The following is a 25979-nucleotide window of genomic DNA, read 5'->3' on the forward strand; positions in this document are numbered from 1 at the left end:
CCTACCGCGCAGCGTCTCCCAGCGTCGCGAACCACGCCCGGACCTCCGACACGAAGAGCTCGGGTTGTTCGAGGGCGGCGAAGTGGCCACCACGATCGACCTCGTGGAAGTACCCCAGGGTCGGGTACCGCTTCGCCGCCCACCGCTGCGACGTCCGGGAGATCTCCTTCGGGAACATCGAGATCCCCACCGGCACGGTGATGTTCGGCCACGTCGGATGCTGTGCGGCCTCCCAGTAGATCCGGGCCGAGGACGCCCCCGCGGCGGGCAGCCAGTACATCATCACCTCGTCGAGCAGCTGGTCGTGGGTGAGAATCGACGACAGGTCGCCGTCGTGATCGGTCCACTCCCAGAACTTCTCGACGATCCACGCCGCCTGACCGACCGGGGAGTCGACGAGGCCGTAACCCAGCGTCTGCGGCCGTGTCGACTGCTGCTTCTGGTAGCCGGTGCGGTACCGCCGGTGCTCGGACATGTCGGCGAGGATCTGGCGCTCCTCGGGAGTCGGCTCGTCGTCGCGGTCCGGTGGTGCGAGCGGCATGTTCAGGTGGATCCCCATGACGTGCTCGGCATCGCGTTCGGCGAGGTTGCTCGTCACGATCGAACCCCAGTCACCGCCCTGCGCGGCGTAGCGCTCGTACCCGAGGCGGGCCATCAGCTGCGCCCAGGCGTCGGCGATCCGCTCGATCCCCCACCCCGACGTCGTCGGCTTGTCGCTGAACCCGAACCCGGGCAACGCCGGGATCACCACGTGGAACGCCGGCTCGTCGGCGCCCGGCTCGGTGAGTGGTGCGATCACGTCGAGGAACTCGCACACCGAACCCGGCCAGCCGTGGGTCAGCAGCAGAGGCGTGGCGTCGGGTCGCGACGACCGCACGTGGATCACGTGCACCCGAAGGGTGTCCGGGCCACCACCGTCGAGCTCCACCCGGAACTGGGGCAGCTGGTCGAGGCGGCGTTCGAGCCGCCGCCAGTCGTATCCGTCGGCCCAATGGGCGACCAGCGAGCGCAGGAACGTCTGCCGCACGCCCTGCGAGATGTCGTCGACCGTCTCGGGTTCGGCCCACCGGGTGCGGGCGAGACGATCGGCGAGATCGTCGAGCTGTTCCTGGGCCACCTCGATGCGGAACGGGGTGATCGTCTCCGAGGCGATGCTGTCGTCAGAAGTCACGTCGCCCAGTGTGCCCCTCTCTGCTGACTTCGCCTCAGCGAAGCCAGCGGTGCTAGCCTGACCCCATGGCCACGCATCCGCAGCCCGATCTCCTCCCCGACCGCGGGGAGTGGACACTCACGAACGCGAACTGCTCGATCGCCCGCACCGTCGACGTCGTCGGCAATCGGATCTCGCTCCTCCTGCTCCGTGAGGCGTTCTTCGGGACCCGCCGCTTCGACGACTTCGCCGAGCGGGTCGGGGTGTCGGAGTCGGCCGCCGCGAAACGACTGGGCGAGCTGACCGCGGCCGGCATCCTCGAACGGCGCCCGTATCGCGAACCAGGACAACGGGAACGGCACGAGTACCGACTCACCCGCAAGGGTGGGGAACTGCGGGTCGTGCTCACCGCGCTGCGCGACTGGGGCGACCGCTGGGAGTTCGACGACCCCGGTCCGCCACTGCACACCGTGCACCGCGAGTGCGGCGCCACCGTCCACGCGCAGATGCGCTGCACCGACGGCCATCTCGTCCCGCGACACGAGACCGCACTCGCCGCGGGCCCCGCGCCCGAGACCCTCCGCCCCGCCACCGAGGACCTCCGATGACCGAACGCACCCGCACCATCACCTGGGACGACCCGATGGCCACGGCGTCGGCCTCCCAGGGTCGGACCGGCCTCGAGTTCGTCGAGGCCCTCGCCGCGGGCGAGGTGCCCGCCCCGCCGATCATGCATCTCACCGGGGCGACGTTGGTCTCGGCCGATTCCGGACGCGCGGTGTTCTCGCTGCAGCCCGCCGAGTACCACTACAACCCCATCGGGTCGGTGCACGGCGGCATCATCGCCACCCTGCTCGACTCCGCGGCCGGATGTGCCGTCCAGACGATGCTCGACGAGGGCGTCGGCTACACCAGCCTCGACCTGTCGGTGAAGTACCTCCGCGGCGTACGCGCCGACACCGGGGTCATCACCTGCACCGGCACCGTGGTCCACGCCGGTCGCCGAACGGCACTGGCACAGGCCGAGATCCACGACAGCGACGGTCGACTCCTCGCCTCGGCGACCAGCAGCTGCGTCATCCTCCGACCCTGACGCTCACGCGTCGGTGATGGCCTCCAGCGGGTTGGTCCGCGCCGCGCGGACCGCCGGCCACAGCGCGGCCAGCACGCCGACGAACGCGGCGGCCACCAGCGTGATCCCGATCAGGCCGTAGGGCAGTACGGCCGTGGTGATCCCGAGGTCGCGGAACGTACGCACCAGCGCGATGCCGATACCACTGCCCAGGATGACGCCGAGGACCGCGCCGAAGATCGCGATCAGGACCGACTCGATGTAGATCGTCCGCCGCACCTGCGCGCGCGCCATGCCGATCGCGCGGAGCATCCCGATCTCGCGTTTGCGTTCGATCACCGACAGCGCCAACGTGTTGATGATGCCGAGCACCGCGATCACCAGGGCCAGCCCGAGCATCCCGTAGAGCACGGCCAGCATCTGGTCGATCTGCGACGACGCCTGTCCGACGAACTGCGCACGATCCTCGACCTGCACGGTGAGGAAATCCTTGGTGGCGGCGGTCAACTCGGTCCGCAGGGCATCGACCGACTGCCCCGGCGCGGCCTTCACCAGCACCAGCAGGTCCGACCGGTAGCCGGCGGGCACGAGCTTCTCGTAGGCCCCCTCCCCCATCTGCCAGGGATCGAGGATCTGCGAGTCCTTGTAGATCCCGGACACCGTGACCGGGACCGTCGCGCCGTCGTATCCGGTGAACGTCAGCACGTCGCCGCGCTTCCACCCCTTCTGCCTGCTGGTCTTCTCCGAGACGATCATCCCGTCGGACGGGATCGACTTCGATGCGCCGTCGAGCATCTCGTAGGGCGTGACCGCACCGAGGTCTCCGGTCGGGGAGATGCCGTTGACCGCCTGGCCGTCGACCTTGGCCGCGACGATGCGGAACGACACCGCGGTGCCGACGCCCTGCGCCTTGCTCGCCGCGGTGACCACCGAGGTCGGCAGCGACCCCTGGTCCGAGGTCGCCAGCACGAGGTCGGCCGACAGGTTCTTGTTGATGGCGGTGTCGATCGACCCCTTGAGGCTCGAACCGAACGTCCCGACCACCGCGACCAGCATGAGTCCGAGGGTGAGCGCGAAAGCCGTTGCCGCCGTGCGCCTCGGGTTGCGGACCGCGTTGGTGCGGGCGAGACGACCGATCTTGCCGAACGGCGCCCCGAGCACCCGCCCCAGCGCACCGACGACCGGCCGCGACAGCGCGGGCGCGAACAGCACCACCGCGATGATCATGAGCAGTGCACCGCCACCGACGGTCGAGGCGTATGCCGCACCCTGACCGGAGGTGCCGATGCCGATGACCGCGACACCCACGACGCCCGTGATCGCGCCGGCGAGGGTGCGCTTGCGCAGCGACGTGGCACCGTCGGTCGCGCTCTCGCGCATCGCCTCCACCGGGGACACCTGACCTGCGCGTCGCGCCGGGGCGTAGGCGCTGATCATCGTCACGACGATGCCGACGGCCATGCAGGCGATCACCGCGCTGGGCGTGAGTTCCAGTGGCGCACTGGGCAGCCCCGAGGTGGACGTGGTGACGGCCTTGAGGATGGCCGCCAACCCGACGCCGACCCCGAGACCCACCAGACCGCCGAACAGTCCGACCACGAACGCCTCGAGCAGCACCGATCGGGTGATCTGCCCGCGCCCGGCCCCGATGGCGCGCAGCAACGCGAGTTCGCGCACCCGCTGGGCGATGATCATCGCGAACGTGTTGTAGATGATGAACGTGCCGACGATGAGCCCGATCGCCGCGAACGCCAGCAGGATGTAGTTGAAGACGTCGAGGAACTGGTTGACCCGGTCCTTCTCCTCCTGCCGCACCTGCGCGCCGGTCTGCGCCTTGTACCCGTCACCGAACGCGGCCTGCACCCGGTCGGTGAGTGTTGTCGCACCGACCCCCGGTACGGCCGCCATCTCGATGAAGGCGGGCCGGTCGTCATCGGAGAACAGTTGGCGGGCAACCGATTCCTGTACCTGGACATTGACGTACCCGCCGGTGTCCTGGGGCAGGTCGACGATGCCGACGACGGTGACCTTCATCGGTGTCGCCGCACCACGGCTCACCACCAGCGTGGTGGTCGACCCGACCCCGAGACCGGCCTCCTTCGCCGCACTCGCGTTGAGTGCGATCTCCCCGGTGCCGACCGGCGCGCGTCCGCCGGGTTCGAGCATCGACTCCGTCGTCGACAACGCCTCGGCGGGTGGCGTGAACGCCGTCCCGACGCTCGGCGCGCCTCCGGTCTGCAGGGCGGTGCCGTCGGCCTTGGCGATGGTGACCGTGGCCGAGTAGCGGGGGACGATCTTGCTGATCCCCAGCTGCGACCTCTCGGCCTCCAGGCGGTCGAGCACCGCGGTGTCGACCCCCGACGCCCTCGACTCTGCCGGGCTCAATCGCGTGTCGACCCCGAGCGCCACCTTGTCGAAGATGTTGTCGAACGCCGTCGAGATGGTCCCGGTGAAGATGATCGACCCCGCCACGAACGAGGTGCCGAGCACCACCGACAACACCGTGAGCACGAGACGGACCTTGTGCGCAGCCAGGTTTCGCAGCGAGACCCGGCGCATGGTGGACGCCGAACTCATGCGTCGAGGTTCTTCATGTAGGCGTAGACGTCGTCGGCCGAGGGCTTGTGCAGCTCCTCCACGATGCGACCGTCGGCGAGGAAGACCACCCGGTCGGCCCAGCTCGCCGCACGCGGGTCGTGGGTGACGATGACGACCGTCTGACCGAACTCGTCGACCGCGGCGCGCAGGATGCTCATCACCTCACCGGAGGACCGTGAGTCGAGGTTGCCCGTCGGCTCGTCGCCGAAGATGATCGCCGGTTGGCCGACGAGGGCGCGGGCACAGGCCACCCGCTGCTGCTGGCCACCGGAGAGCTCGCTGGGGCGATGACCGAGGCGCTCACCGATGCCGAGGCGCTCGACGACGGTGTCGAACCACTGCTGATCGGGCGTGCGGCCGGCGATGTCGAGAGGCAGCGTGATGTTCTCGCGCGCGGTGAGGGTGGGCACCAGGTTGTAGGACTGGAACACGAACCCGATGCGGTCGCGCCGCAACCGGGTCATCTCCTTGTCGCCCAGGGTCGTGAGATCGGTGTCACCGATGGTGACCGATCCGCCGCTCACCGAGTCGAGGCCCGCGAGGCAGTGCATGAGTGTCGATTTGCCCGATCCGGACGGACCCATGATCGCGGTGAACTCCCCCGACCGGAACGACAGCGAGACACCGCGCAACGCCTCCACCGTGGTGTCGCCCGAACCGTAGGTCTTCGTCACATCGGTTGCGCGCGCCGCGATCTCCGCACTCGTCGACTGTTCTGCTGCTGAAACGCTCATGTCCGCCTTCCGACCGGGGCACCCGTGTGGCGTGTGCTCACACGAGATGATCGCCCGCGACGGTCATCGTCGGCATCGGGGCAGTCCCTGATCTTTTCCCCCACCATCATCCACGGCGCGCGGGGGTGGGCGCGGAGACGACCTAGAAGCGCAGCGCCAGCAGGTGCAGCTTGGTGTGCTGGGTCGGGTTGTTGAAGTTGTCGTCGCTGATGAGGATCAACGCGCGACGGTTGTCGGACAGACGCGGCCCGAAGGCCATGCCCTCGACGTTGTCCGGACGCAGCAGCGGCACCGACGCGAAGTCGTACACCAGCGTCTTGGGCATCACCGTCTCGCGACCCGAGAGGCGGTTCACCCCGGTCACCGAGGTGGCGCCACGCGTGGTGGAGAAGTACACCTTGATGTCGTTGCGACCGGTCGCGGGATCGAATCCTCGCTCGAGGACCAGGAAGTCGGTCGCGTTGACGGCGAGGATCTCCGACACGCCTTTGCTCGCGCGGTTGCTCGCGTTCCGCGCCAGGGGGTCGGTGCGGTACACGTACTCGCTCGTGCCGCCGCGGGCGCCGTAGATCAGCAGCCGAGAGCGGCTGCCCGCCGCCTTGGTGGGCGCGGGCCCGTCCTGGGCCAGTGCCTGCTCGGTCATCAGGGCGATGGAGCCGCCGGGGGTGACCGCGAGGCCCTCGAACCCGTCGTTGACGGCCAGACCCGTCGACCGGCCCGGGAGGTAGGCGCGCGGGATCGGCAGATCGCGCACGAACAGCCCGGGTGGGGTGATCACGCGGACGAACGGACGCGCACCCTCACTGGAGACCACCAGGTTGCCGCCGAGTTTGCGGATGCCCTCGAGGTCGGCGCCACCGGGCAGGATCGGCGCGTTGCCGGGCCCCAGGATGGTGCCGCCGCCGTTGATCTGCGGGGTGGCCGAGGCGAACATGCCGTCGGAGGTGATCGGCAGGCCGAACTGGTAGTAGCGCGTGGCGCCGTACTGGACCTTGTCGTCGCTCACCGCGACGTAGTTGCCGCCACCGATGTTGTCGATGCCCGACAGTCCGCCGAAGCGCGCGGGGAACGGGATGAAGTTGTCGGGCACGGTCATCGTGTCGACGTAGCGCGCCGACGGCCCGCGCAGCCCCGGTGCAGCCGATGACGGCGCCGCGACGACGGTGCCGACCGCGAGCGCGCAGCTCAGGAGGAGGACACCGAGGGATGAACGACGTGCGCCGGAGCGACTGGGACCCATGAAGCGGGATGCTACCGGCACGGCGGGAACCCGACCAGACCAAGTACCGCAAAGCGCCGGTACGAGATCGGAAAGTGACCGGTCCGGCTGCGCCCGGTGATGTTCGTCGCGCTCAGCTCAGGCGCTGCTTGAGCGCGGAGAACTCGTCGGCGATCCCCGTCGGCAGCTTCTCGCCGACGAACTCGAACCACTCCTCGATCGACGGGATCTCGCCGCGCCACTCGTCGAGGTTCACCGCGAGCGACTCCGCGACGTCGTCGGGCGAGGCGTCGAGGCCGTCGAGATCGAGTGCCTCGGGGGTCGCGACGATGCCGATGGGCGTCTCGACGCCGTCGGCGGTGCCCTCGATGCGCTCGACGATCCACTTCAGCACACGGCTGTTCTCGCCGAATCCGGGCCACAGGAAGCGCTTGTCGTCGCCGCGGCGGAACCAGTTGACGTAGAACACCTTCGGCAGCTTCGACTCGTCGGCGTTCTTGCCGAGGTCGATCCAGTGCTGCAGGTAGTCACCGACGTTGTAGCCCAGGAACGGCAGCATGGCCATCGGGTCGCGGCGGATGGTGCCGACCGTGCCCTCGGCGGCGGCGGTCTGCTCGGAGCCGACGGTGGCGCCCATGAACACGCCGTGCTGCCAGCTGCGGGCCTCGGTCACCAACGGGACCGTGGTCTTGCGGCGACCGCCGAACAGGATGCCCGAGATCGGCACGCCCTGCGGGTCGTCCCATTCCGGCGCCATGATGGGGCACTGGCTCATCGGGGTGCAGTACCGCGAGTTGGGGTGCGCGGCAGGCGTGCCCGACTCGGGGGTCCAGTCGTTGCCCTGCCAGTCGATGAGGTGGTCGTGCTCGCCCTCGAGGCCCTCCCACCAGATGTCGCCGTCGTCGGTGCGGGCGACGTTGGTGTACATCGTGTTGCCGGCCTCGACGGTCTTCATCGCGTTCGGGTTCGACGACCAGTTGGTGCCCGGCGCCACGCCGAAGAACCCGAACTCGGGGTTCACCGCGTACAGGCGGCCGTCGTCACCGAAGCGCATCCAGGCGATGTCGTCGCCGAGGGTCTCGGCGCGCCAGCCGGGGATGGTGGGCTGGATCATCGCGAGGTTGGTCTTGCCGCAGGCACTCGGGAACGCCGCGGCGAAGTAGTAGGCCTTCTCCTCGGGGCTGATGAGCTTGAGGATCAGCATGTGCTCGGCCAGCCAGCCCTCGTCGTGCGCCATGGCCGAGGCGATGCGCAGCGAGTAGCACTTCTTGCCCAGCAGGGCGTTGCCGCCGTACCCCGAACCGAACGACCAGATCTCGCGGTCCTCGGGGAAGTGGGTGATGTATTTGGTGGTGTTGCACGGCCACGGCACGTCGGCCTCGCCGTCGGCCAGGGGCGCGCCCAGCGAGTGCAGGGCCTTGACGAAGAAGCGGTCCTCGCCGAGCAGCTCCACGACCTGCGGACCGACGCGGGTCATGATCCGCATCGACAGGACGACGTACTCCGAGTCGGTGATCTCGACTCCCAGCTTCGGGTCGTCGGCGCCGAGCGGCCCCATGCAGAACGGGATGACGTACATCGTCCGGCCGCGCATGCAGCCGCGGTACAGCTCGGTCATCGTCGAGCGCATCTCCGACGGGTCGACCCAGTTGTTGGTGGGACCGGCGTCGATCTCGTTCTTCGAACAGATGTAGGTGCGCGACTCGACGCGGGCGACGTCGGCGGGATCGGACGTCGCGAGGTAGGAGTTGGGCTTCTTCTCCTCGTTCAGCTTCACGATGGTGCCCGCGGCGACGAGGTGATCGGTCAGCCGCGTCCACTCCTCGTCGCTGCCGTCGGACCACTCGACGCGGTCGGGCTGGGTGAGTTCGGCGACCTCGGCGATCCAGGCCAGGAGCTCGGCGTGCCGGGTGGGGGCGTTGTCGGGATCCAGACCGGGGATGGTCGCTGAGGTCATCTGTGCATCTCCTGCGTGGCCGTCCGGCGTGGGGTCCGCAGCCCCCGCCGGGAGTGTCCGTCGCCGGTGACGGACATGGTGTCCGCCCAGGTTACTGGTTGCGACGGGCCGTTCGCCAAACGGGTGAGCGATCGCACGCTCGGTCAGCGCAGGCGCCCGATGTCGGTGCGCACCCACTCCCCGGTGGCGGTGTCGAGGCGCCTCGATTCGTAGCCCCCGTCGGAATCGACCTCGGTGATCGCGTCGATCTGGCCGTCGTGATCGCTGTCGGTATAAACCGTCATCCCGTCGGGTCCGATACGGGTCAACGAGTCGGCGACACCGTCGGCGTCGGTGTCGGTCTCGGCGGGTCCGAGGTCCCAGATCCGGTCACCGTCGGCCATCCACAGGTTGTCGTGCGGGTCGTGGGCCGGGTGCGTCGCCATGGCCGGATGGATCTCGTTATCGCCGGGATCGCCGGCATGAGCCCCCGGGTCGTGATCGAACGCGTCACCGATGTCGATCATCTCTGCTTCCCTTCGTCGATGGTCCGTCCGTGTTCGGACGTCGCGACGGCCCGTCCGGTTCCCTCCGGCCTCGAACCGCGGATCTCCCGGTCGATCGCGGCGACCTCCTCGGCGACGACGCGCGCACGGCGCTCGTGGTGGCGCGCTATCTGACCCGCGACGACGGGTTCGGCCGCGGTGATCCGGTCGAGGAGGTCGTGTTCGATCGCCGCGCGGGCCTCGCCCACCGCCTCGGTGGTCCAGGTGCGGACCGCGGTGCGCAGGGCCGCGACCCGCCGCAGTCGTACGACGCCGATAGCCATCGCGACGCCGATGATCAGCGCCACCGGCATGCTGATCCACTGCAGGGTGTGGACCTGCGCGAGCGGGGTCACCACCAGACGCCCCAGGGCGGCCCCACCGGATGCGCCGAACAGCACCAGCAACACGTCCTCGGCCCCGCGCCGACGCTGCGCCCGGGGTCGCAAACGGACCGGCGGGCGACGCGGCGCGGGCGAGACCGGCGCGACCGGTTCGATCCCCAGCAACGCGACCGCCCGGATCTGATCCAGTTCGGTGCGCACCCGCGCGTCGAGATGGTCGCGCAGGTGGGTCATCGCCGCGCCCACCCACTCGGCGTGGGCGGCGACGTCGTCGTCGCGCAACCCCGCGACGGTGTCGCGTGAGGTGGCGCCGATGTCGCGGACGCCGGCGTTGAGGTCGGCGACGGCACGGGCCCGGATGCTCGCGAGACCCGACCGCAGTGCGGCCAGGCGATCGGCGCGGCCCCGATCGCGGCCGCGCACCAGTCGCGCGCGGGTCGCGGCGAGGTCGGTGGCCGATCGACGGCGGGCCACCCGGTCGTCGGCGGCGGCGGCGTGCGAGGCCACCGGAGGTGACTGTCGGATCCAGCCGACGAGTTCGTCGACGCCGGATTCGTCGACCGCCCCTGCGACGGCGGCCGCACCCGACACCGCGAACACCGGCCACCGCCCGGTCGGGTCGAGCACCGCGCGGCTGGCCCGGGCGTTGGTGGGCCAGTCCCAGAACGCGTCGACCTTCGTGCACACGACCGCGACGGTGCTCGCGACCGCCCGCAGCCGGGAGAACAGGGCCGCCTCCTCGTCGCCGACCACCGACGACGGGTCGATCACGAGCAGCCCGACCCGCGCCCGCACCGGCGGCGACAGATCGTCGGGTGCGGCGCGCACCACCGTCAGCCCCGGGTCGACCAGAGCGAACGCGTCGATCAGCGTCGTCACGCCGCTGCGACCGACACCGACGACCATCACCGTGTCGGGGTTCACGTCCCCGACCCCGCGAGGGTCCTCGGCCGAGGCCGACCGTCAACGCCAGACTGCAGCCGGCCGAGGGCGGTCTCGATCTCGTCGCGGGCGATCCCGGCCGCGGCGAGACGATCGAGTCGGTCGACGACGACGTCGCGGCGGCGGACCCCGACCGCGGGCACCGTCGCGGCGACCGCGAGCCGCAGCTGCGACACCCCGCTGTCGGCCCGCAGTGCCGCGCTCAGCTGTCGTCGGTCGAGTCGACGGCCCTCCGCACGCGCGTCGTCGATGAGATCGAGGGCGGTGAGGATGCCGAACTGGTCGAGCCGACGCAGCAACCCGGTCCGCAGGGCCTGCTCGTCGCGGCCACCGACGATGAAGTGGGCCGCCATCGAGGGCATCGGTTCGTCGGTCGCCACCATCGTCTCGAGCAGCGCGAACTCCTCGTCGGTGAGGTCGGCGCAGCCCAGCAGCGGCATCACCGGGTGCACCGGTCGGCGCAGCAGCGCGGCGATCTCGTCGGCGGTCGACCGCGCGGCCTCCCACGATCCGAGGGTGTCGGCCTTGCCCAGCACCACCAGCGTCCTCTCGGCGGGCAGCCGGCGCAGCGAGGCGTGGTCGGCGGCACGCGGCCATCCCACCAGCACGTAGATCCAGAGGTCGGCATCGACGTCCGCGTCGTCGTCGCCCGGCCCGATCGGTGCGACGTCGAGGTGATCGCGGACCGCTCGCGCGAGGGTGTCGCGGCCGGTGCCGGGGCGGCCGTGCACCGCGACACGGAGTCGGTCGTGCACCTCGCGGCGGGCGTGCACGATCTCGGGACGGTCGGCGAAGCGGTCACCGAGGTCGTCGAGCAGGGCCGCGGCGTCGGCCAGTGGGCCGTCGGCGAACAGACCCCAGGACACCGACACACCCGACACGTCCACCGACCCCTCCACCTCTCCCGCCGCCGCCCGAGCTGTCCCCGGGCCCCGCGATGCGCCACCATGGCAGGGTGGACCCCGACCAGCACGCCCCCGATTCCCCTGTCACGGGCACCGACACCGTGCCCGGCCCGATCGACTCCGACGATCGGGCGAGGGCGGAACGCGCGCGGCTCTATCCCCGGGTGACCAGTTTCCGATCGCGGCGCGGCGCCCTCACACCCGCCCAGCAGCACAACTGGGAGACAGTGTGGCCGATCATCGGTCGCGACGCGACGGATTCCCCCCTCGACGTGCACGCATGGTTCGGTCGTGAGGCGCCGGTGATCATGGAGATCGGCTGCGGCACCGGCACATCGACGGCGGCGATGGCGCACCTCGAGCCGCAGTTCGACGTGCTCGCGGTCGAGGTCTACAAGCCCGGCCTCGCCCAGCTCATCGGCATGATCGTCCGCGAGGACATCGACAACATCCGCATCGTCCGCGGTGACGCGGTGGCCGTGCTGCGCGACATGATCGCCCCGGCGTCGCTGTTCGGAATGCGCGTGTTCTTCCCCGACCCATGGCCCAAGGCCCGCCACCACAAGCGTCGGCTGCTGCAGACCGGCACGCTCGCACTCATCGCGCAGGCGGTCGTCGACGACGCCGTCGTGCACATCGCCACCGACCACGCCGAGTACGCCGAATACATCGCCGAACAGCTGGCCGAACAGGACCTGCTGGTGCCGTACACCGGTCAGGTCCCGTTCTCGCTGGATCGTCCGACCACGAAGTTTGAGGGTCGGGCCGATCGCGAGGGACGGTCGGTCACCGAGTTCGTCCTCCGTCGCATCCCCCGGAGCGCTGCGTGATGTCGGGCCAGAACGGTGGACCCGACGCGCCCGGGGTGGCGCGCACCATCTCCGGCGGCAGCCCGGCGCCGCGTTCCCTCCTCATCTGGGACGCACCCAACCTCGACATGGGACTCGGGGCGATCCTGGGCGGTCGGCCGACGACCTCGCACCGCCCGCGTTTCGACGCACTGGGCCGGTGGTTGCTGACCCGCACCGCCGACCTCTCGGCCGCGGCGGGCGGCGCCGAGCAGCACGATCGGGGCTCCCGCGACATCGAGCCCGAGGCGACCGTCTTCACCAACATCGTCCCCGGTAGCGCCGACGTGGTGCGGCCGTGGGTCGAGGCGCTGCGCAACGTCGGTTTCGCCGTGTTCGCGAAGCCGAAGGTCACCGAGGACAGCGATGTCGACTCGGACATGCTCGACCACATCGAGTTGCGCAGGCACACTGTGGGGTTAGCGGGACTGATCGTGGCCTCGGCCGACGGTCAGGCCTTCCGGGAACCGCTGGAGGAGATCGCCGCCGAGGGTGTGCCGGTCACCGTCCTCGGTTTCCGGGAACACGCCAGTTGGGCGGTGACGTCGGAGGTCATCGAGTTCGTCGACTTGGAGGACATCGCGGGGGTGTTCCGCGAGCCCCTCCCGCGGATCAACCTCGATTCGCTGCCCGACGACGGTGCCTGGCTGGCACCGTTCCGCCCGCTGTCAGCCCTGCTCAGCGGGCGTACGCACTGAGTGACCCCATGGCGGAGATGCCGCCGAGATCGATGACCTGAGACAATCGTGGCGAGTTCGCCCCGTCAAGCGTGTTCGCCCGACTGGAGAGGATGTAACCGGTGTTCGGAGCCATAGGCACATTCGTGTACCGGATGCGCTTCGCCGTCATCGCGGTGCTGATCGTCCTGATGGGAGGCCTGGGCCTCTACGGGCTCACGCTCGGCAAGCACCTCAGCCAGAGCGGGTTCTTCGACGACGGGTCGCAGTCGGTCGCGGGCTCGCAGCTCGCCGACAACACCTTCGGTCGCGACCACAAGTCCGACATCGTGTTGCTGATCACCCCGCCGGCGGGCACCACCGTCGACAACCCCGCGTTCGGCACCAAGGTCGAGAAGTTCGTCACCGACCTGATCGCGGCACACCCGAACATCGTCAACCGTGACGATCCCGGGCTCATCGACCCGTTCCTCTCCTCCGGCGGGGCGGCGTCGAGGGCGGCGCAGGAACAGATCCGCGCGCAGACCTTCGACGCGTCGAAGCAGCACGCCTTCATCAGCATCGGCGTCAAGGGCGACAACGACACGACGATCCTGAACAACTACAAGACGATCCAGCCGTTCTTCGACAACATCCCGCAGCGCTACGACCTCCCGGGCACGACGTTCCAACTCGCCGGCTTGCAGCCCATCGCGGGCGGTATCTCCGACGGCGTCGCGAAGGACACCACGCGCGCCGAACTCGTCGCGCTCCCGCTCGTGGCGATCATGCTGTTCTTCATCTTCGGTGGTGTGGTCGCCGCGGTGCTGCCGGTCATCATCGGCGGCCTCACGATCGCCGGCGCGACGGGCATCCTCAACGCCCTCGCCCAGGCCACGGAGGTCAACTACTTCGCCCAGCCCGTCATCTCACTGATCGGTCTGGGTATCGCCATCGACTACGGGTTGTTCATCGTCAGTCGTTTCCGAGAGGAACTCGCCGAGGGGTATCCACCCCCTCTGGCGGTGAAACGCACGGTGATGACCGCGGGACAGACCGTGGTGTTCTCGGCGACCATCATCGTCGCGGCACTTGCCTGCCTGCTGCTGTTCCCGCAGGGATTCCTCAAGTCGGTCGCCTACGGCGCGATCTGCGCGGTCAGCCTCGCGGCGCTGCTGTCGATCACCGTGCTGCCCGCGATCCTCGGCATCCTGGGCCCGCGCATCGACATGCTCGGCTTCAAGTTCCTCCGCAAGACCAAGACGAAGAAGGAGATCGAGGCCGGGTTCTGGGGTCGGCTCTCGGGCTGGGTGATGCGTCACCCGCTCAAGACCGCGATCCCGACGGTGCTCCTCCTGCTGGTCCTGATCATCCCGTTCAGCAACATCTCCTTCGGCGGCATCACCGAGAAGTACCTGCCGCCGGGCAACGACTTCCGCGTCGCGCAGCAGGACTTCGACCGCATCTTCCCGACGCAGCGGACCGAGGAGATCAAACTCGTCATCCGCTACGACGAGAACAGCAGCGACGACGGCGCGAAGCTGCAGCAGATCGCCGACGAGGCCAACAAGATCCCCGGCTTCACCAAGGCGTTCAGCCTCGACAGCGGCCAGGGCGCGCTCACCGGCAGCATCGAGGGCACGACCACCGGGGTGGTGCAGATGTCGGCGGGACTCGTCGACCGCGACACCGCAGGCGACGCGGTGAAGGCTCTGCGGGCGATCAACACCCAGGGCCTCACGATGTACGTCGCGGGCACCCCGGCACTGACCCAGGACTCCATCGACGCGCTGCTCGACAACCTGCCGCTGATGGTGGTGCTGCTCATCTCGGTGACGTTCCTGCTGATGTTCCTGCAGTTCGGGTCGGTGGTGCTGCCGATCAAGGCCGCGCTGATGTCGGCGCTCGGACTCGGTTCGACGCTGGGCGTGCTCACGTGGATCTTCATCGACGGCCACGGGTCGGGGCTGTTCAACTTCACGCCCGGACCGCTGATGTCGCCGGTACTGGTGTTGATCATCGCCATCATCTACGGCCTCTCGACCGACTACGAGGTGTTCCTGCTCTCCCGGATGGTGGAGGCCCGACAACAGGGCGCCACCACCACCGAGGCGATCCGTAGCGGTACCGCCCACACCGGTCGCATCATCACCGCCGCCGCCGCGATCCTCGTGGTGGTCGTCGGGGCGTTCGGCTTCTCCGAGATCGTGATGATGAAGTACATCGCGTTCGGCATCATCGCCGCGCTCATCCTCGACGCGACGGTGATCCGCATGCTGCTCGTCCCCGCGGTGATGAAGCTCCTCGGCGACGACTGCTGGTGGGCACCGAAGTGGATGCAGACCGTCCAGCGCAAGATCGGCCTCGGCGAGACCATCCTCGACGACGAGCCCGGTCGCGCCGCGATCCCCGGCACCCAGCGTGACGCCGGCACCGTGGTGTCGCAGGTCCCGACGACCGCGTTGGCCGCGCAGGGGCGTCCCGCGCCGCAGCGCGGTCCGGCGCGGCCCGCCGGTCCGCCCGCAGGGGCTCGCCCCGCGCGTCCTGCCGCGCCGGGCGCGCGTCCGGCGGGTCCGCCGGTTCGCCGTGGCGAGACCCCGGGCCCCCGGCCGGCACCCGATGTGGTCCGCCGACCGCCACCCCCGCCCGACAGCGGGCCCATCGCCCCCCGCCGGCCCAGTCGCGAGACCATCCCGTCGAATGCGCGTCCCGAGCCCGCGGGCCGCCCGTTCCCGTCGTCGCGGTCGGTGCGGGCGTCGAACTCCTCGCGTCCCGACACCGGCGGGTGGAGTCTCGGTGACAGCGGCATCCGCCTCGGCGGCGCCATCAGCGCACGCCCACCGAGCAACGACAACAACGGCACCGTGAGCACGAACGGCGGGAACGGCAACGGGAACCGGGGCAACGGCAACGGGCGTCCGGCGACCCCGCCGGTGTCGCGGCCGATCCCGGTGCCCCCGGCCGGGAACGCGCGGACCGATCACGCACCGCGGCCCGAGCCGGCCGACCCCGAGGTGGGGTCGAACGGTGCCGATTCGGGCGGGCGGCGTCACGAGCGGGGCGACGGCCAGCAGATCTCGGTCCAGGAACTCCTGCGTCGGACGACGTCGTCTCGTCGTCCCGATCAGGACTCCTGACCGGTTCGGGCGTACCGGGCCCCGAGGGTGAGCAGCACCAGGCCGACCGCGACGAAGGCGCCGACCCGGAAGCCGCCGTCGAGGGTGGCGAGGTCGAACACGATCAGTTTCGCCACGGCCGCGGCGGCCAGGGTGAGCGCGCCGGCGATGGGCGCGATGCGCGCCGGACCGGCCGGCACCCGACCCGCGAGGACCAGCGCCGCACCGGCCGCGCAGACCCACACGATGGTGGCGGCCATGTGCCCGGCGAGGAAGCCGGCCCCGGTGCCGCCGATCGCGACGCCCGCGGTCACCGCGGTGGCCGTGATCCCGTAGAGGGCGACCACGCCCCCGAAGACCCACGGCCACACCGCCTCCACCAGTCGCGCCGCGACCACCCCGGCCGTCGTCATCGCCGCCGCGGCGAGCAGCAGTCCGCCCACGATCGACGACGCCGCCGTCGCCGTGTCGGTGACGGTCGGATCGACGAGTGACTCCAGCCGCGTGGTCGACAGGTAGGCCAGCGCACCGGCACCGGTGAAGGTGAACCCGATCCCTCGCGCGATCACGTCATCGCGTCCGACGACGGTGATCATCAGCGCCAGGCCGATGAGCACGGGCACCGCGACAGGACCACCGAATGCCGTGGGCACCGCGATCAGCGCCGCGACCGCGGCGAGGATGCCCCACGTGATGCGCAGGGGATCGGTCAGCATCGAGCGGCCGAGGGTGACCATCGCGGTGAGCGCCACCGCGACGACGGCCGTCGTGCCCGCCGCGAGCGGCCGGTCGATCGCCACACCACACACCAGGGCCGGGACGGCACCGAGCGCCGCGACGACGGCGTGCACGCTGTCACCGCGGGTGAGCAGCGTGCCACCGAGCGCGATCAGCGCAGCCAGCAGACAGGCCACGGCCAACGCCCACTGATCGAGAGCGCCTGCCGCCGAACCGGTCCCGGTCGAACGGGCGTGGGCCATCGTCACGATCGTCGGTACCAACCACAGCGCGGCCGCGGCGACCCGGGCGTATTGCAGATTCGCCCACGGCGCACCGACCCCGACGCCCACGCCGAACGGCAGGGTGATCGCGGCGAGCACCAGCATGAAGCCGATCAACGGCAGCCCGATACCGCCGGCGACGAACGGCGCCGCCCCGATCAGGGGCACCACCACCAACAGGGCGAGGTGTTCCGAACCCCAGCGCCGCGCGGTCCACAACCCGGCCAGGGCGACGACGCCCGCGAGGACGAGCCCGGCGACCGCAGGCAACCAGTGGTAGATCCGGGTCATCGCGACAATGTCGAGGTAGGCCGTGCCGATACCGGTCGCCACCAGCGCGATCGGACCGACCCGGGAACCACGGCGGCGTTCCCGGGCGCCGATCGCCACGAGCGCGGCGGCCAGGAGACCGCCCGCGCCGACGCGTACCTCGGGGCGCAGGATGCCCGCCTGCGCGGCGAGAACCAGCAGCAGGACGACGCCGACGAGGGTCACGCCCACCCCGGCGACGGCGAGGATGGTGCCGACGAGCCGACCGTCGGTGGCCGAGGCGGCCCGGCGCAGCAGCGACGGTCGAGGCGGGGTCGGCGGTGCCGGTTGTCCGGCCCACGGTGGCGGGGTCGAGCCCCGGGGTGGGACGAACGGAGGGGCGAGGGTGGGCGGATACAGGACGGGAGGGGGCTGCCACGCCGGCTGCGGCGGCGCCGGCGGCCTGGGTGGTGTGGGGGCCGGTGGTGTGGGTGCCGGGGCCGGCTCGGGACGCACGGCGGTCATGGTGGTCCGCAGGTCGGTGAGATCGGTGGACATCTGCGCCATCTGGCGCGACAGGGAGGCGAAATCCGACGACACCCGGGACAGGACGGTCCAGTCGGGGCGCGGAGGGCGAGCTTCGTTGTCGGTCATGGACTCATGCTCGCCGGGCACGACCGCGCCGAGATGAGTACGACTACTCAGCCCACCTGAGGGCTTACCCGTCGCACGCGCGGGGAGGGCGTCAGATCTCGTCGGCGCGGATGATTCTCCGACGCACCGAGACCAGGTGCACCTCGGGGCGGCTCGCGCCGTGTCGTTCGAGTCGATCGACCACGTCGGTGACGTGCGTCCGGTCGGCCGCGACGACCGACGCACCGATCCCGGCCCGGCGGTGCAGGTCGAGGTGGTCGACCTCGGCGACCGACACCCCGAACTTGCGGTGCATCTCGGTGACCATCGGCCGCACCAGCGACCGCTTCTGCTTCAGCGAGTGCACGTCTCCCAGCAGGAAGTCGAACTCGATCCATCCGATCCACATGTGCGGTCGATGGTACTCACTCGTCGAGACCGTGCTCGATCGCGTAGCGGGTGAGCTCGACCCGGTTGCCCAGCTGCAGCTTTCGCAGGGTCGACTGCACGTGGTTCTCGACCGTGCGGTGGCTCAACCCGAGCTTGGTGGCAATCTGCCGTGCGGACAGGCCCTTCGCGACGAGTCGCAGCACCTCGGTCTCGCGCTCGGTGATCGCCGGCGTCGGGTTCTCGCCGTCGGAGTCCCCGCCGCCGGCGATGCGACGGAACTCGCCGAGCACCAGTCCGGCGAGCCCCGGGGTGAACACCGCCTGCCCCGCGGCGGTCGCGGTCACCGCATCCCGCAGCTCGCTCCGCGACGCGCTCTTCACGAGATACCCACTGGCCCCGGCCTTCACGGCGGCGAGGACGTCGTCGCGCTCCGACGACGCCGACAGCACCAGCACCCGGGTCGTCGCCGACGCCGACATCACCCCGACGGTCGCGTCGACACCGGTGCCGTCGGGTAGCTGCATGTCCATCAGCACGACGTCGGGTGTCACCGCGCCGGCGCGCGCCACCGCGGCCCGGACGGAGTCTGCCGTGGCGACCACCTCGAAACCGTCCTCGGCCAGGTCGCGTGCGACCCCGTCACGCCACATCGGGTGGTCGTCGACCACCATCACCCGCACCGCCGTGGTCTCGGTCATCGATCCCGCCTCCCGTCGTGTGCCGGCCGCGGCACGGTCAGTTCCCATTCGGTCCCGGCGCCCGGCTGCGAATCGAGAATCGCTCTACCGCCCAGGGATTCGATACGTCCCACGATCGACTGGGCGATACCGAGGCGCCCCGACGACACCGCCGAGTCGACGCGGCCGGGCGCCATCCCGACACCGTCGTCGCGCACGCTCACCACCACCGACGCCCCGAGATCCTCGAGCAGGACGAACACCCGCGCACCCGTACCGGCGTGCCGCGCGGCGTTGTCCAGGGCGTTGTCGACTGCCGCGAGCAACTCGGCGGCGACGACGGAATCGAGCGTCACGGGTTGTCCCGGGGCGCTGATCGTGACGCGGTCGGACTCGCGGGAACGCAACATCGTCGCGACGTCGCTGGTCGTACCGGTGGTGTCGGGGATGCCGGGCGCGCTGAGCAGTGACCGCAGCACGCGTTCCTGATCGGCAGCCAGGTGCGCGAGATCCTCGGTGGGGCCGCCGATCTCGCGTCCGCTGCGGGCGATGAGGGCGAGCACCTGCAGCACACCGTCGTGCACGTGACGCGAGAGCCGTTCGCGTTCGTCGGTGGCCGCGGCCAACCGGGTGGCCTCGGCCAGTCGCGCCGACGACCGGCCCGCGGTCACCGCGCCCATGCCGATGATGACGCCGACGGCCAGCAGGATCACCACCGCCGCGTTGCGGCCGAGATCGATGTTGACGAAACCCTTCACCACGGTGCTCGAGACGATGACCGCCGCCGCGGCCACGCCGCCGAACACCGGGCCTGTCAGGATCGCGACCGAGATGACGGCGTTGGCCGCCCACAGCGTCGTCGGCAGCGACTGGTTGTCGGCCCGCCACTGCTCGCTCGCGATCAGCAGGGTCGAGAGCATCAACGCGCACGTGAGCACCAGTTCGGCGGCCACCCAGCCGACGCTGCGCCCGTTGCCCAGCGTGTACACCGCCGCGAACACCCCCGAACTGACGGCGACGACGGCGAACACCGCGGCCCCGAAGGCGGGGTGGTCGAGGTCGCCGTTGACCGCGATCTGGAACCCGAGTGCGTAGACCACCGTCAGCGCCCGGAACGCCTGCGCCGCGCGCCACAGCGGCGCGACCGCATCGTCGGGGCCGCGACGGTTCATCAGCTCGTCGACCCCGGTGGCGGGTCGTCGGTGTCGTCGGTGGTGTCGGGGTCGGCGGTGGTGTCGGGGTCGGCACTCGCGCGCTTGTCGAGGTCGACGGGGTCGCTCAACGGGGCGGGTCCGTCGCGGCCCGGGGCGTCGGGGTCGTCCCACATCGGTGGGTCCGGACGGGCGGCGTAGATGCCCACCCGCGCCTCGGAGTCGTGTTCGTCGGCGTGGGTCTGGTCGTACATCGACCGCACCGCGGTGTTCAGGAACGCGATGATCGGCACCGCCAACAGACCGCCGATGATGCCCGCCGAGACGATGCCCGCGGCGATCCCGAGGACCACCGCCACCGGGTGCAGACGCACCGAGCGGCCCAGCAGGAACGGCTGCAGCACATGGCTCTCGATCTGCATCACCGCGACCACCACGGCCAGGGCGATCACCGCGGCGATCCAGCCCTTGGTGACCAGCGCGACGAGCACCGCGAGCGACCCGGTCACCAGTGCACCGACGATCGGGATGAAGGCTCCGATGAACACCAGCGACGCCAGCGGCAACGCGAGGGGCACCTGCAGGATCGCCAGTCCGACACCGATACCGATGGCGTCGACCAGCGCGACGGCCACCGTGGCACGGACGTAGCCGACGAGGGTCCCGAACCCGGCCCGACCGGCCTGCAACACCTTCGACCGACTTCCCCGGGGGATCAGGCGGGTGACGAACGCCCACACCTGACCACCCCCGAAGAGGAAGAAGATCATCAGGAACAGCAGCAGCAGTGCGCCGGTGGCGAGTTGGGTGACGGTGGTCGCCGTCGCGATCGCACCGGTGGTGATCTTGTCCTGGTTGCGCTGCAGCATGGAGACGAAATCGTCACCGACGTGGTCGAGTTGGGCCTGCCGGAGGCCGAACGGCCCGTCGACGAGCCACTGCTTGAGGGTGTCGATGGTGCTGGTGACCTGGGCGGTCAGGTCGGGCAGTCCGTCGATGAACTGCTGCACCACAAAGGTCAGGATCCCGGCCAGCACACCGATCGCGATGATCATGGTCAGCGCCACCGCGACACCGCGGTTCATGCCCTTGCGGTCGAGCCAGTCGACCACGGGGACGAGGAACGCGGTGCCGAGGATCGCCAACGCGACGGGCACCACGACCTCTTCGAACTCGTGGGCCACCCGGAGTACGAGGTAGGCCCCGACCCCGATGACGACGAGCCGCCACGCCCACTGCGCCGCCGCTCGGACCAGCGGGTGGACCGCCGTCGCATCGTTCACCGCCCAACACTAACCCGGGTGTCGACCCACCTCGACGCGACGAAATCGGCGGCGGTGCGCGACGGCGAGGGGTACCCCGGCGTCGGTTGTCGATAAGGTAAGGCCCCATGACGGCTCAGTCCGGCGACGCCGCCGACGACGCGAGCGCCCCCGCGGCGCCCACGCGGCGTCGGTTCTGGTGGGTCCGCTGGGTCGCGCTGGCGCTCGTCGTCGTCGTCCTGACGGTCGAGGCCGTCCTGGTCTGGCCCAAGCTCAAGGAGGCGTGGGCGAGCATGGGCAGCATCCACTGGGGGTGGGTCGCCGCCTGCATCGTCGCCTCGGGACTCTCGATGGACAGCTTTGCGCAGGTCCAGCGTGCGCTGCTGCGGTCGGCGGGCGTCGCGGTGTCGCAGATGAAGTCCCTGTCGGTGGTGCTCGCCGCGAACTCCGTCAGCCAGACCATGCCCGGCGGCAACGTCCTCGCACCGGCGTTCACCTACCGCGAGACCCGGAAGTGGGGCGCCACCCCGGTCATCGCGTCGTGGCAGGTCGTGATGTCGGGTCTGCTGATGGGCGTCGGGCTCGCGGTCCTCGGTCTGGGCGGCGCCCTGCTGGCCGGGGCGAAGACCAGCCCGTTCTCGGTGATCTTCTCCATCGCCGGGTTCGTGGCGTTCGTGATCGCCGCCCAGTACGTCGCCGGGCATCCCGAGTCCATCAAGAACATCGGGACCCGTTTCCTCCACACCGTCAACCACCTCCGCAACAAGCCCGACGAGCACGGCGTCGAGCGCTGGCACCAGATCGTCGACCAGCTGCGTGCGGTGCAGCTCAACGGCAAGGACACCGCCATCGCCTTCGGGTGGTCGCTGTTCAACTGGGTCGCCGACGTCGCGTGCCTGGCGTTCGCCTGTTACGCGGTCGGCGGTGAGCCCAGCATCTCCGGGCTCGCCGTGGCCTACGCCGCGGGCAAGGCCGTGGGCACCGCGTTCCCACTGCTCCCCGGCGGTCTCGGCGTCGTCGACGCCGTCCTCGTCCCCGCCCTCACCTCGGCGGGCATGGGCGCCGGCGAGGCGGTGACCGCAGTCCTGATCTACCGGCTCATCAGCTACCTGTTGGTGTCGCTGGTGGGCTGGGTCGTGATCGTGTTCCGCTTCCGGTCGTCGATCGGTGCCACCGAGCACGAGATCGAGGCACACGAACACGGAGGCGACACCCCACCGTCTGCCGCCGGAGGCCGCCCATGACAGCACCGACCCGCGCCCGCCCCATCGCGCTCGCCGCCCTGTTCGACGTCGTCGCGATCCTCGTCTTCGTCATCATCGGCCGGTTCAACCACGACGACGGGCTCACGATCGGCGGGATCTTCTCCACGTTCTGGCCCTTCGCGATCGGCGGTGCGGTCGGTTGGTCGATCGCCTACGTGATCGCCCACGTCCGCTCCGGCGAGATCGGCGACCCCGACTTCCGCCCCGAGAGCCTCGTCCCCGACGGCATCCTCACCTGGATCGGTGCGGTCGCGATCGGGATGATCCTGCGCGATCAGTTCGGGCAGGGCATCGCGGTGAGCTTCGTGATCGTCGCGACGATCGTTCTCGGGGTGTTCCTCCTCGGTTGGCGCGCTGCGCGTCGTCGCCTCGCCCGATAATTCGCTGGCGCCGGCGCGCGGGGTCGACCTAGTCTCGACCGTCATGAGTTCGCGATCGGTCACCGTCTCGGCATTGAGCCACCGATTCCCTGACGGCACAACGATCTTCGACGACGTCTCGGTGTCGCTCACGGGTCATCACGTCGGCATCGTCGGGGCGAACGGCGGCGGCAAGACCACGTTCCTCCGGCTGATCACCGGCGATCTCACGCCCACCTCCGGATCCGTCGACCGCCCGGCCGACATCGCCGTGGTGCCGCAGGACCTCACCGCGGCGACCGGCCGGCGGATCGACGAACTGATCGGACTGGCCGACCTGCGGGATGCGCTGGCACGCATCGAGACCGGCGGCTCCGACACCGCCGACCTCGAGGCATTGGAGGGCAACTGGGACGTCGAGGAGCGCGCGGTCGCCCTGTTCGGACGGCTCGGCATGGCCCACCTGGTGGCCGAACCCGGCGATCTCGGCCGGGTGGTCGGCGAGCTGTCCGGAGGCGAGGCGACACTGATCGCGATCATCGGTGCGCTGCTGCGCCGGCCCGACCTGCTCGTCCTCGACGAACCGACGAACAACCTCGACCACCACGCCCGGCGTCTGCTGCTCGCGGAGATCGACCGGTTCGGCGGGCAGGTCCTCACGGTCAGCCACGACCGCACCCTGCTCGATCACGTCGACACCGTCGTCGAGGTGCGCGACGGCGCGATTCGCTCCATGGCAGGCGATTTCGACCACTACACCGCGGTCATCGCCGCCGAACAGCACCGCGCACAGGAGGTCCTGGCGACCGCACGGGGCCACGAGGCGCGCCAGAGACGTGAGCTCGTCGACTCGCGGACCGTCATCGCCCACCGACAGCGATACGGGAAGAAGATGTCGGCTCAGAAGCGGGAACCCAAGATCGTGATGAACCAGCGCAAGCGGTTCGCACAGGAGTCGGCGGGCAAACTCACCGGCGTCCACGAACGCCGGCTGGACGAGGCCGCCGCGCACACCGAGGACGCCGCCGCGGCCATCCGCGACGATCGCGAGGTGCGTGTCGATCTCCCCGGCACCGAGGTCCATGCGGGTCAGGTGGTGCTCGCGCCCACGCGGCTGTCGATACCCGCAGGCAGCGTGGACATGGCCATCACCGGACCCGAGCGGATCCACCTGCGGGGGCGCAACGGCAGCGGCAAGACCACCCTGCTGCGCGCGCTGCTCGCCGCGCCGCCGTCGGTGCCCACCGGTCACCTGGCCCAGGTACACCCCGACCCCGGTCCGACGGTGTCGCCGTACGAGCTGGTGTCGCGCGCCTCACCCGGCCTCGGGATGCAGGAACGACGGGCGGGCCTGGCGCGCATGCTGTTCCGCGGCGACGACGCCGACCGCGCATGGGAATCGCTGTCGGGTGGCGAGCGGGTGCGCGCGGCGCTCGCCGCGGTGCTGTTCGCACGCCCGGCCCCGCAGCTGCTGATCCTCGACGAGCCGACCAACAACATCGACATGGTCACCCGCGACCACCTCGCGCAGGCCCTCGCCGATTTCCGCGGAGCGCTGCTGGTGGTGGGTCACGACGACCACTTCGTCGACGCCCTGGGCATCACCCGCGTCGTCGACCTCGATCTCGAGAAGGACGACGCCCTCTAGCGCACGTAGCGGTCGAGCCACTTCACGACGGCGTCGCGCATCGTCTTCGAACCGGCCGTGCCGGGCGAGGAGGTGTCACCGATGCCGTGACCGAGGGCGGGCAGCTCGACGTAGCGGTTGGGCACCCCGGCCGCGGACAGCTTGCCCGCAAACCGTTTCACCGGCGACGCCAGCACCAGGTGGTCGGCACCGCCCTGCACGATCAGGGTCGGCGGCGACTGCGCGGTGATGTGGTTGGCCGCGTCGACGTAGCGGTAGCGCTCGGGGAAGTCCTCGGGTGAGCCGCCGACGAACTGCATGCCCACGGTCTTGCCGATCGCCGAGTCGGCATAGGCCTGGGTCAGGTCGACCGCGGGGTAGCCACCCACCACCGCAACCACTTTCGGCATCTCGGCAGCGGTGCCGCAGGTGGGGGTGAGCGACTTGGTCACCGACAGGTAGGCGGCGTTGATCGCGAGGTTGCCCCCCGAGGACTCGCCGAACATCACGACGCGATTCGGGTCGAAACCGTTGGCCGAGGCGTTCCGGGTCAGCCACGTCATCGCACAACCGACGTCGCCGACCTGGGTGTCCCAGTTGTGCACCGTCGCCGAGGCCAGACGGAACTCGACGTCGAGCACCGCGTAGCCGCGGTCGGCGAGGAATCGGTTGTACGGGTTGGGGCCGGGCGCACCGGCCACGAACGCACCGCCGTGGACGAAGACGACTACCGGGTGCGGTCCGGCGCCCTCGGGGCGGTAGAGGTCGGCGTGTAGTTCGGTGCCACCGACGGTCCCGGTCACGACGCGCTGGTCGGGGCCGCGCCCCAGATCACCACCGGGCGTGGGCGGGGTGAAGAAGGCGAAACCGGCTCCCGCACTCGCGACCCCGACGCTGACCACGATCATCGTGATCACCGACGCCACCGCACCGAAGCCGGCGAGACCGGCGACGACCGTGCGCCGTCGGCTCAGCCCCTCGGGACGCCATCGCCGCGGTCGCACCGTGCGGAAGATGAGGGCGAGCGCGATGAGTGCGATCACCACGTTGTAGATGCCGAGGGTGTCGCGCAGGGTGTCGATGGCGATGAACACGGTCTGGAAGAACCCCGCCGCCAGGATCCACGACATCCACGGCACCGGTGTCAGGGCCAGCAGCTGCCCGACCACGGTGTAGAGCATGAGCAGCACACCGAAGAAGGCCGCGAGGAATCGCGAGAACTTGCGCATGCCGCCATGATGTCAGCGATCGGGCCCCCTCACCGACCCGGCTCGGTCACCGACCCGGCTCGGTCACCACC

General features: G+C 70.2%; 22 protein-coding genes. 8 read left to right on the forward strand and 14 right to left on the reverse strand.

The window, feature by feature from the left end:
* Nucleotide 1 precedes the first annotated feature (1 nt).
* Nucleotides 2-1138, reverse strand: coding sequence for an epoxide hydrolase family protein (locus tag ACQ7HM_RS04030; protein ID WP_434215623.1), 1137 nt, complete (start codon nucleotides 1136-1138; stop codon nucleotides 2-4).
* A gap of 98 nt (nucleotides 1139-1236) precedes the next feature.
* On the opposite strand from ACQ7HM_RS04030, the gene ACQ7HM_RS04035 reads away from it, so the two are divergent.
* Both ACQ7HM_RS04035 and ACQ7HM_RS04040 read left to right on the forward strand, forming a co-directional pair.
* The gene (locus ACQ7HM_RS04035; RefSeq protein ID WP_434214937.1) at nucleotides 1237-1758 is read left to right on the forward strand and encodes a winged helix-turn-helix transcriptional regulator; all 522 of its coding nucleotides are present in this window, start codon (nucleotides 1237-1239) and stop codon (nucleotides 1756-1758) included.
* Nucleotides 1755-2243 (forward strand): PaaI family thioesterase, encoded by a 489-nt coding sequence (locus ACQ7HM_RS04040; RefSeq protein ID WP_434214938.1) that lies wholly within the window; start codon nucleotides 1755-1757, stop codon nucleotides 2241-2243. The genes ACQ7HM_RS04035 and ACQ7HM_RS04040 overlap by 4 nt, the downstream gene beginning before the upstream one ends.
* Before the next feature lie 3 nt (nucleotides 2244-2246).
* Here ACQ7HM_RS04040 and ACQ7HM_RS04045 read toward each other — a convergent pair whose 3' ends face one another.
* From ACQ7HM_RS04045 to ACQ7HM_RS04075, 7 genes are all read right to left on the reverse strand, one after another.
* Nucleotides 2247-4799 (reverse strand): ABC transporter permease, encoded by a 2553-nt coding sequence (locus ACQ7HM_RS04045; protein ID WP_434214939.1) that lies wholly within the window; start codon nucleotides 4797-4799, stop codon nucleotides 2247-2249.
* Nucleotides 4796-5554, reverse strand: a complete 759-nt coding sequence (locus ACQ7HM_RS04050; protein ID WP_434214940.1) for an ABC transporter ATP-binding protein — start codon at nucleotides 5552-5554, stop codon at nucleotides 4796-4798. The genes ACQ7HM_RS04045 and ACQ7HM_RS04050 overlap by 4 nt, the downstream gene beginning before the upstream one ends.
* A 142-nt stretch (nucleotides 5555-5696) precedes the next feature.
* Complete coding sequence (locus ACQ7HM_RS04055) at nucleotides 5697-6794, reverse strand: esterase-like activity of phytase family protein (RefSeq protein WP_434214941.1); 1098 nt, start codon at nucleotides 6792-6794, stop codon at nucleotides 5697-5699.
* A 112-nt stretch (nucleotides 6795-6906) separates the two neighbouring features.
* Nucleotides 6907-8730 carry a phosphoenolpyruvate carboxykinase (GTP) gene (locus tag ACQ7HM_RS04060; RefSeq protein WP_434214942.1) on the reverse strand — a complete coding sequence of 608 codons (1824 nt, stop codon included), beginning with the start codon at nucleotides 8728-8730 and terminating at the stop codon, nucleotides 6907-6909.
* A 143-nt stretch (nucleotides 8731-8873) separates the two neighbouring features.
* Complete coding sequence (locus ACQ7HM_RS04065) at nucleotides 8874-9236, reverse strand: DUF6802 family protein (RefSeq protein ID WP_434214943.1); 363 nt, start codon at nucleotides 9234-9236, stop codon at nucleotides 8874-8876.
* Entirely contained in the window at nucleotides 9233-10522 is a 1290-nt protein-coding gene (locus ACQ7HM_RS04070; protein WP_434214944.1) for a hypothetical protein, read from the reverse strand. Before ACQ7HM_RS04070 ends, ACQ7HM_RS04065 begins: the two co-directional genes overlap by 4 nt.
* On the reverse strand, nucleotides 10519-11427 hold the full coding sequence (locus tag ACQ7HM_RS04075; RefSeq protein ID WP_434214945.1) for a hypothetical protein: 909 nt from the start codon (nucleotides 11425-11427) through the stop codon (nucleotides 10519-10521). The genes ACQ7HM_RS04070 and ACQ7HM_RS04075 overlap by 4 nt, the downstream gene beginning before the upstream one ends.
* 50 nt (nucleotides 11428-11477) lie before the next feature.
* On the opposite strand from ACQ7HM_RS04075, the gene trmB reads away from it, so the two are divergent.
* From trmB to ACQ7HM_RS04090, 3 genes are all read left to right on the forward strand, one after another.
* Nucleotides 11478-12275: a tRNA (guanosine(46)-N7)-methyltransferase TrmB gene (gene trmB / locus ACQ7HM_RS04080; RefSeq protein ID WP_434214946.1), complete on the forward strand. Its 798-nt coding sequence runs from the start codon at nucleotides 11478-11480 to the stop codon at nucleotides 12273-12275.
* On the forward strand, nucleotides 12275-12991 hold the full coding sequence (locus tag ACQ7HM_RS04085; protein ID WP_434215624.1) for an NYN domain-containing protein: 717 nt from the start codon (nucleotides 12275-12277) through the stop codon (nucleotides 12989-12991). Before trmB ends, ACQ7HM_RS04085 begins: the two co-directional genes overlap by 1 nt.
* Nucleotides 12992-13092: 101 nt before the next feature.
* Entirely contained in the window at nucleotides 13093-16086 is a 2994-nt protein-coding gene (locus tag ACQ7HM_RS04090) for an MMPL family transporter (protein ID WP_434214947.1), read from the forward strand.
* Here the strand turns inward: ACQ7HM_RS04090 and ACQ7HM_RS04095 are convergent.
* The 5 genes from ACQ7HM_RS04095 to ACQ7HM_RS04115 form a co-directional block, all read right to left on the reverse strand.
* Nucleotides 16074-17969: a DUF2339 domain-containing protein gene (locus ACQ7HM_RS04095; protein WP_434214948.1), complete on the reverse strand. Its 1896-nt coding sequence runs from the start codon at nucleotides 17967-17969 to the stop codon at nucleotides 16074-16076. The genes ACQ7HM_RS04090 and ACQ7HM_RS04095 overlap by 13 nt on opposite strands.
* 91 nt (nucleotides 17970-18060) lie before the next feature.
* Complete coding sequence (locus tag ACQ7HM_RS04100; protein WP_055783999.1) at nucleotides 18061-18357, reverse strand: DUF503 domain-containing protein; 297 nt, start codon at nucleotides 18355-18357, stop codon at nucleotides 18061-18063.
* A 16-nt stretch (nucleotides 18358-18373) separates the two neighbouring features.
* Entirely contained in the window at nucleotides 18374-19036 is a 663-nt protein-coding gene (locus ACQ7HM_RS04105; protein ID WP_434214949.1) for a response regulator, read from the reverse strand.
* Nucleotides 19033-20187, reverse strand: coding sequence for a MacS family sensor histidine kinase (gene macS, locus ACQ7HM_RS04110; RefSeq protein WP_434214950.1), 1155 nt, complete (start codon nucleotides 20185-20187; stop codon nucleotides 19033-19035). The genes ACQ7HM_RS04105 and macS overlap by 4 nt, the downstream gene beginning before the upstream one ends.
* On the reverse strand, nucleotides 20187-21449 hold the full coding sequence (locus ACQ7HM_RS04115; protein ID WP_434214951.1) for an AI-2E family transporter: 1263 nt from the start codon (nucleotides 21447-21449) through the stop codon (nucleotides 20187-20189). Before ACQ7HM_RS04115 ends, macS begins: the two co-directional genes overlap by 1 nt.
* A 107-nt stretch (nucleotides 21450-21556) precedes the next feature.
* On the opposite strand from ACQ7HM_RS04115, the gene ACQ7HM_RS04120 reads away from it, so the two are divergent.
* The 3 genes from ACQ7HM_RS04120 to ACQ7HM_RS04130 are packed head-to-tail and all read left to right on the forward strand — an operon-like array spanning nucleotide 21557 to nucleotide 24700.
* Nucleotides 21557-22672 (forward strand): lysylphosphatidylglycerol synthase transmembrane domain-containing protein, encoded by a 1116-nt coding sequence (locus ACQ7HM_RS04120; protein WP_434214952.1) that lies wholly within the window; start codon nucleotides 21557-21559, stop codon nucleotides 22670-22672.
* Nucleotides 22669-23073 (forward strand): DUF3054 domain-containing protein, encoded by a 405-nt coding sequence (locus tag ACQ7HM_RS04125; RefSeq protein ID WP_434214953.1) that lies wholly within the window; start codon nucleotides 22669-22671, stop codon nucleotides 23071-23073. Before ACQ7HM_RS04120 ends, ACQ7HM_RS04125 begins: the two co-directional genes overlap by 4 nt.
* A 43-nt stretch (nucleotides 23074-23116) precedes the next feature.
* Nucleotides 23117-24700, forward strand: coding sequence for an ABC-F family ATP-binding cassette domain-containing protein (locus tag ACQ7HM_RS04130; protein ID WP_434214954.1), 1584 nt, complete (start codon nucleotides 23117-23119; stop codon nucleotides 24698-24700).
* Here ACQ7HM_RS04130 and ACQ7HM_RS04135 read toward each other — a convergent pair.
* The gene (locus ACQ7HM_RS04135; RefSeq protein WP_434214955.1) at nucleotides 24697-25908 is read right to left on the reverse strand and encodes an alpha/beta hydrolase fold domain-containing protein; all 1212 of its coding nucleotides are present in this window, start codon (nucleotides 25906-25908) and stop codon (nucleotides 24697-24699) included. The genes ACQ7HM_RS04130 and ACQ7HM_RS04135 overlap by 4 nt on opposite strands.
* Nucleotides 25909-25979: the final 71 nt, after the last annotated feature.

Origin of the sequence: Williamsia sp. MIQD14 (assembly GCF_051025635.1) — a bacterium.
Classification (GTDB): Bacteria; Actinomycetota; Actinomycetes; order Mycobacteriales; family Mycobacteriaceae; genus Williamsia_A.

Excerpts from the sequence above, each read along its gene's own strand:
- ACQ7HM_RS04105 (WP_434214949.1), bottom strand. The coding sequence starts at position 19,036 with ATGACCGAGACCACGGCGGTGCGGGTGATGGTGGTCGACGACCACCCG.
- ACQ7HM_RS04060 (WP_434214942.1), bottom strand. The coding sequence starts at position 8,730 with ATGACCTCAGCGACCATCCCCGGTCTGGATCCCGACAACGCCCCCACC.
- ACQ7HM_RS04095 (WP_434214948.1), bottom strand. The coding sequence starts at position 17,969 with ATGACCGACAACGAAGCTCGCCCTCCGCGCCCCGACTGGACCGTCCTG.
- ACQ7HM_RS04120 (WP_434214952.1), top strand. The coding sequence starts at position 21,557 with ATGACGGCTCAGTCCGGCGACGCCGCCGACGACGCGAGCGCCCCCGCG.
- ACQ7HM_RS04135 (WP_434214955.1), bottom strand. The coding sequence starts at position 25,908 with ATGCGCAAGTTCTCGCGATTCCTCGCGGCCTTCTTCGGTGTGCTGCTC.
- ACQ7HM_RS04065 (WP_434214943.1), bottom strand. The coding sequence starts at position 9,236 with ATGATCGACATCGGTGACGCGTTCGATCACGACCCGGGGGCTCATGCC.
- ACQ7HM_RS04130 (WP_434214954.1), top strand. The coding sequence starts at position 23,117 with ATGAGTTCGCGATCGGTCACCGTCTCGGCATTGAGCCACCGATTCCCT.
- ACQ7HM_RS04035 (WP_434214937.1), top strand. The coding sequence starts at position 1,237 with ATGGCCACGCATCCGCAGCCCGATCTCCTCCCCGACCGCGGGGAGTGG.
- trmB (WP_434214946.1), top strand. The coding sequence starts at position 11,478 with ATGCGCCACCATGGCAGGGTGGACCCCGACCAGCACGCCCCCGATTCC.
- ACQ7HM_RS04085 (WP_434215624.1), top strand. The coding sequence starts at position 12,275 with ATGTCGGGCCAGAACGGTGGACCCGACGCGCCCGGGGTGGCGCGCACC.
- ACQ7HM_RS04100 (WP_055783999.1), bottom strand. The coding sequence starts at position 18,357 with ATGTGGATCGGATGGATCGAGTTCGACTTCCTGCTGGGAGACGTGCAC.
- ACQ7HM_RS04040 (WP_434214938.1), top strand. The coding sequence starts at position 1,755 with ATGACCGAACGCACCCGCACCATCACCTGGGACGACCCGATGGCCACG.
- ACQ7HM_RS04055 (WP_434214941.1), bottom strand. The coding sequence starts at position 6,794 with ATGGGTCCCAGTCGCTCCGGCGCACGTCGTTCATCCCTCGGTGTCCTC.
- ACQ7HM_RS04050 (WP_434214940.1), bottom strand. The coding sequence starts at position 5,554 with ATGAGCGTTTCAGCAGCAGAACAGTCGACGAGTGCGGAGATCGCGGCG.
- ACQ7HM_RS04125 (WP_434214953.1), top strand. The coding sequence starts at position 22,669 with ATGACAGCACCGACCCGCGCCCGCCCCATCGCGCTCGCCGCCCTGTTC.
- ACQ7HM_RS04045 (WP_434214939.1), bottom strand. The coding sequence starts at position 4,799 with ATGAGTTCGGCGTCCACCATGCGCCGGGTCTCGCTGCGAAACCTGGCT.
- macS (WP_434214950.1), bottom strand. The coding sequence starts at position 20,187 with ATGAACCGTCGCGGCCCCGACGATGCGGTCGCGCCGCTGTGGCGCGCG.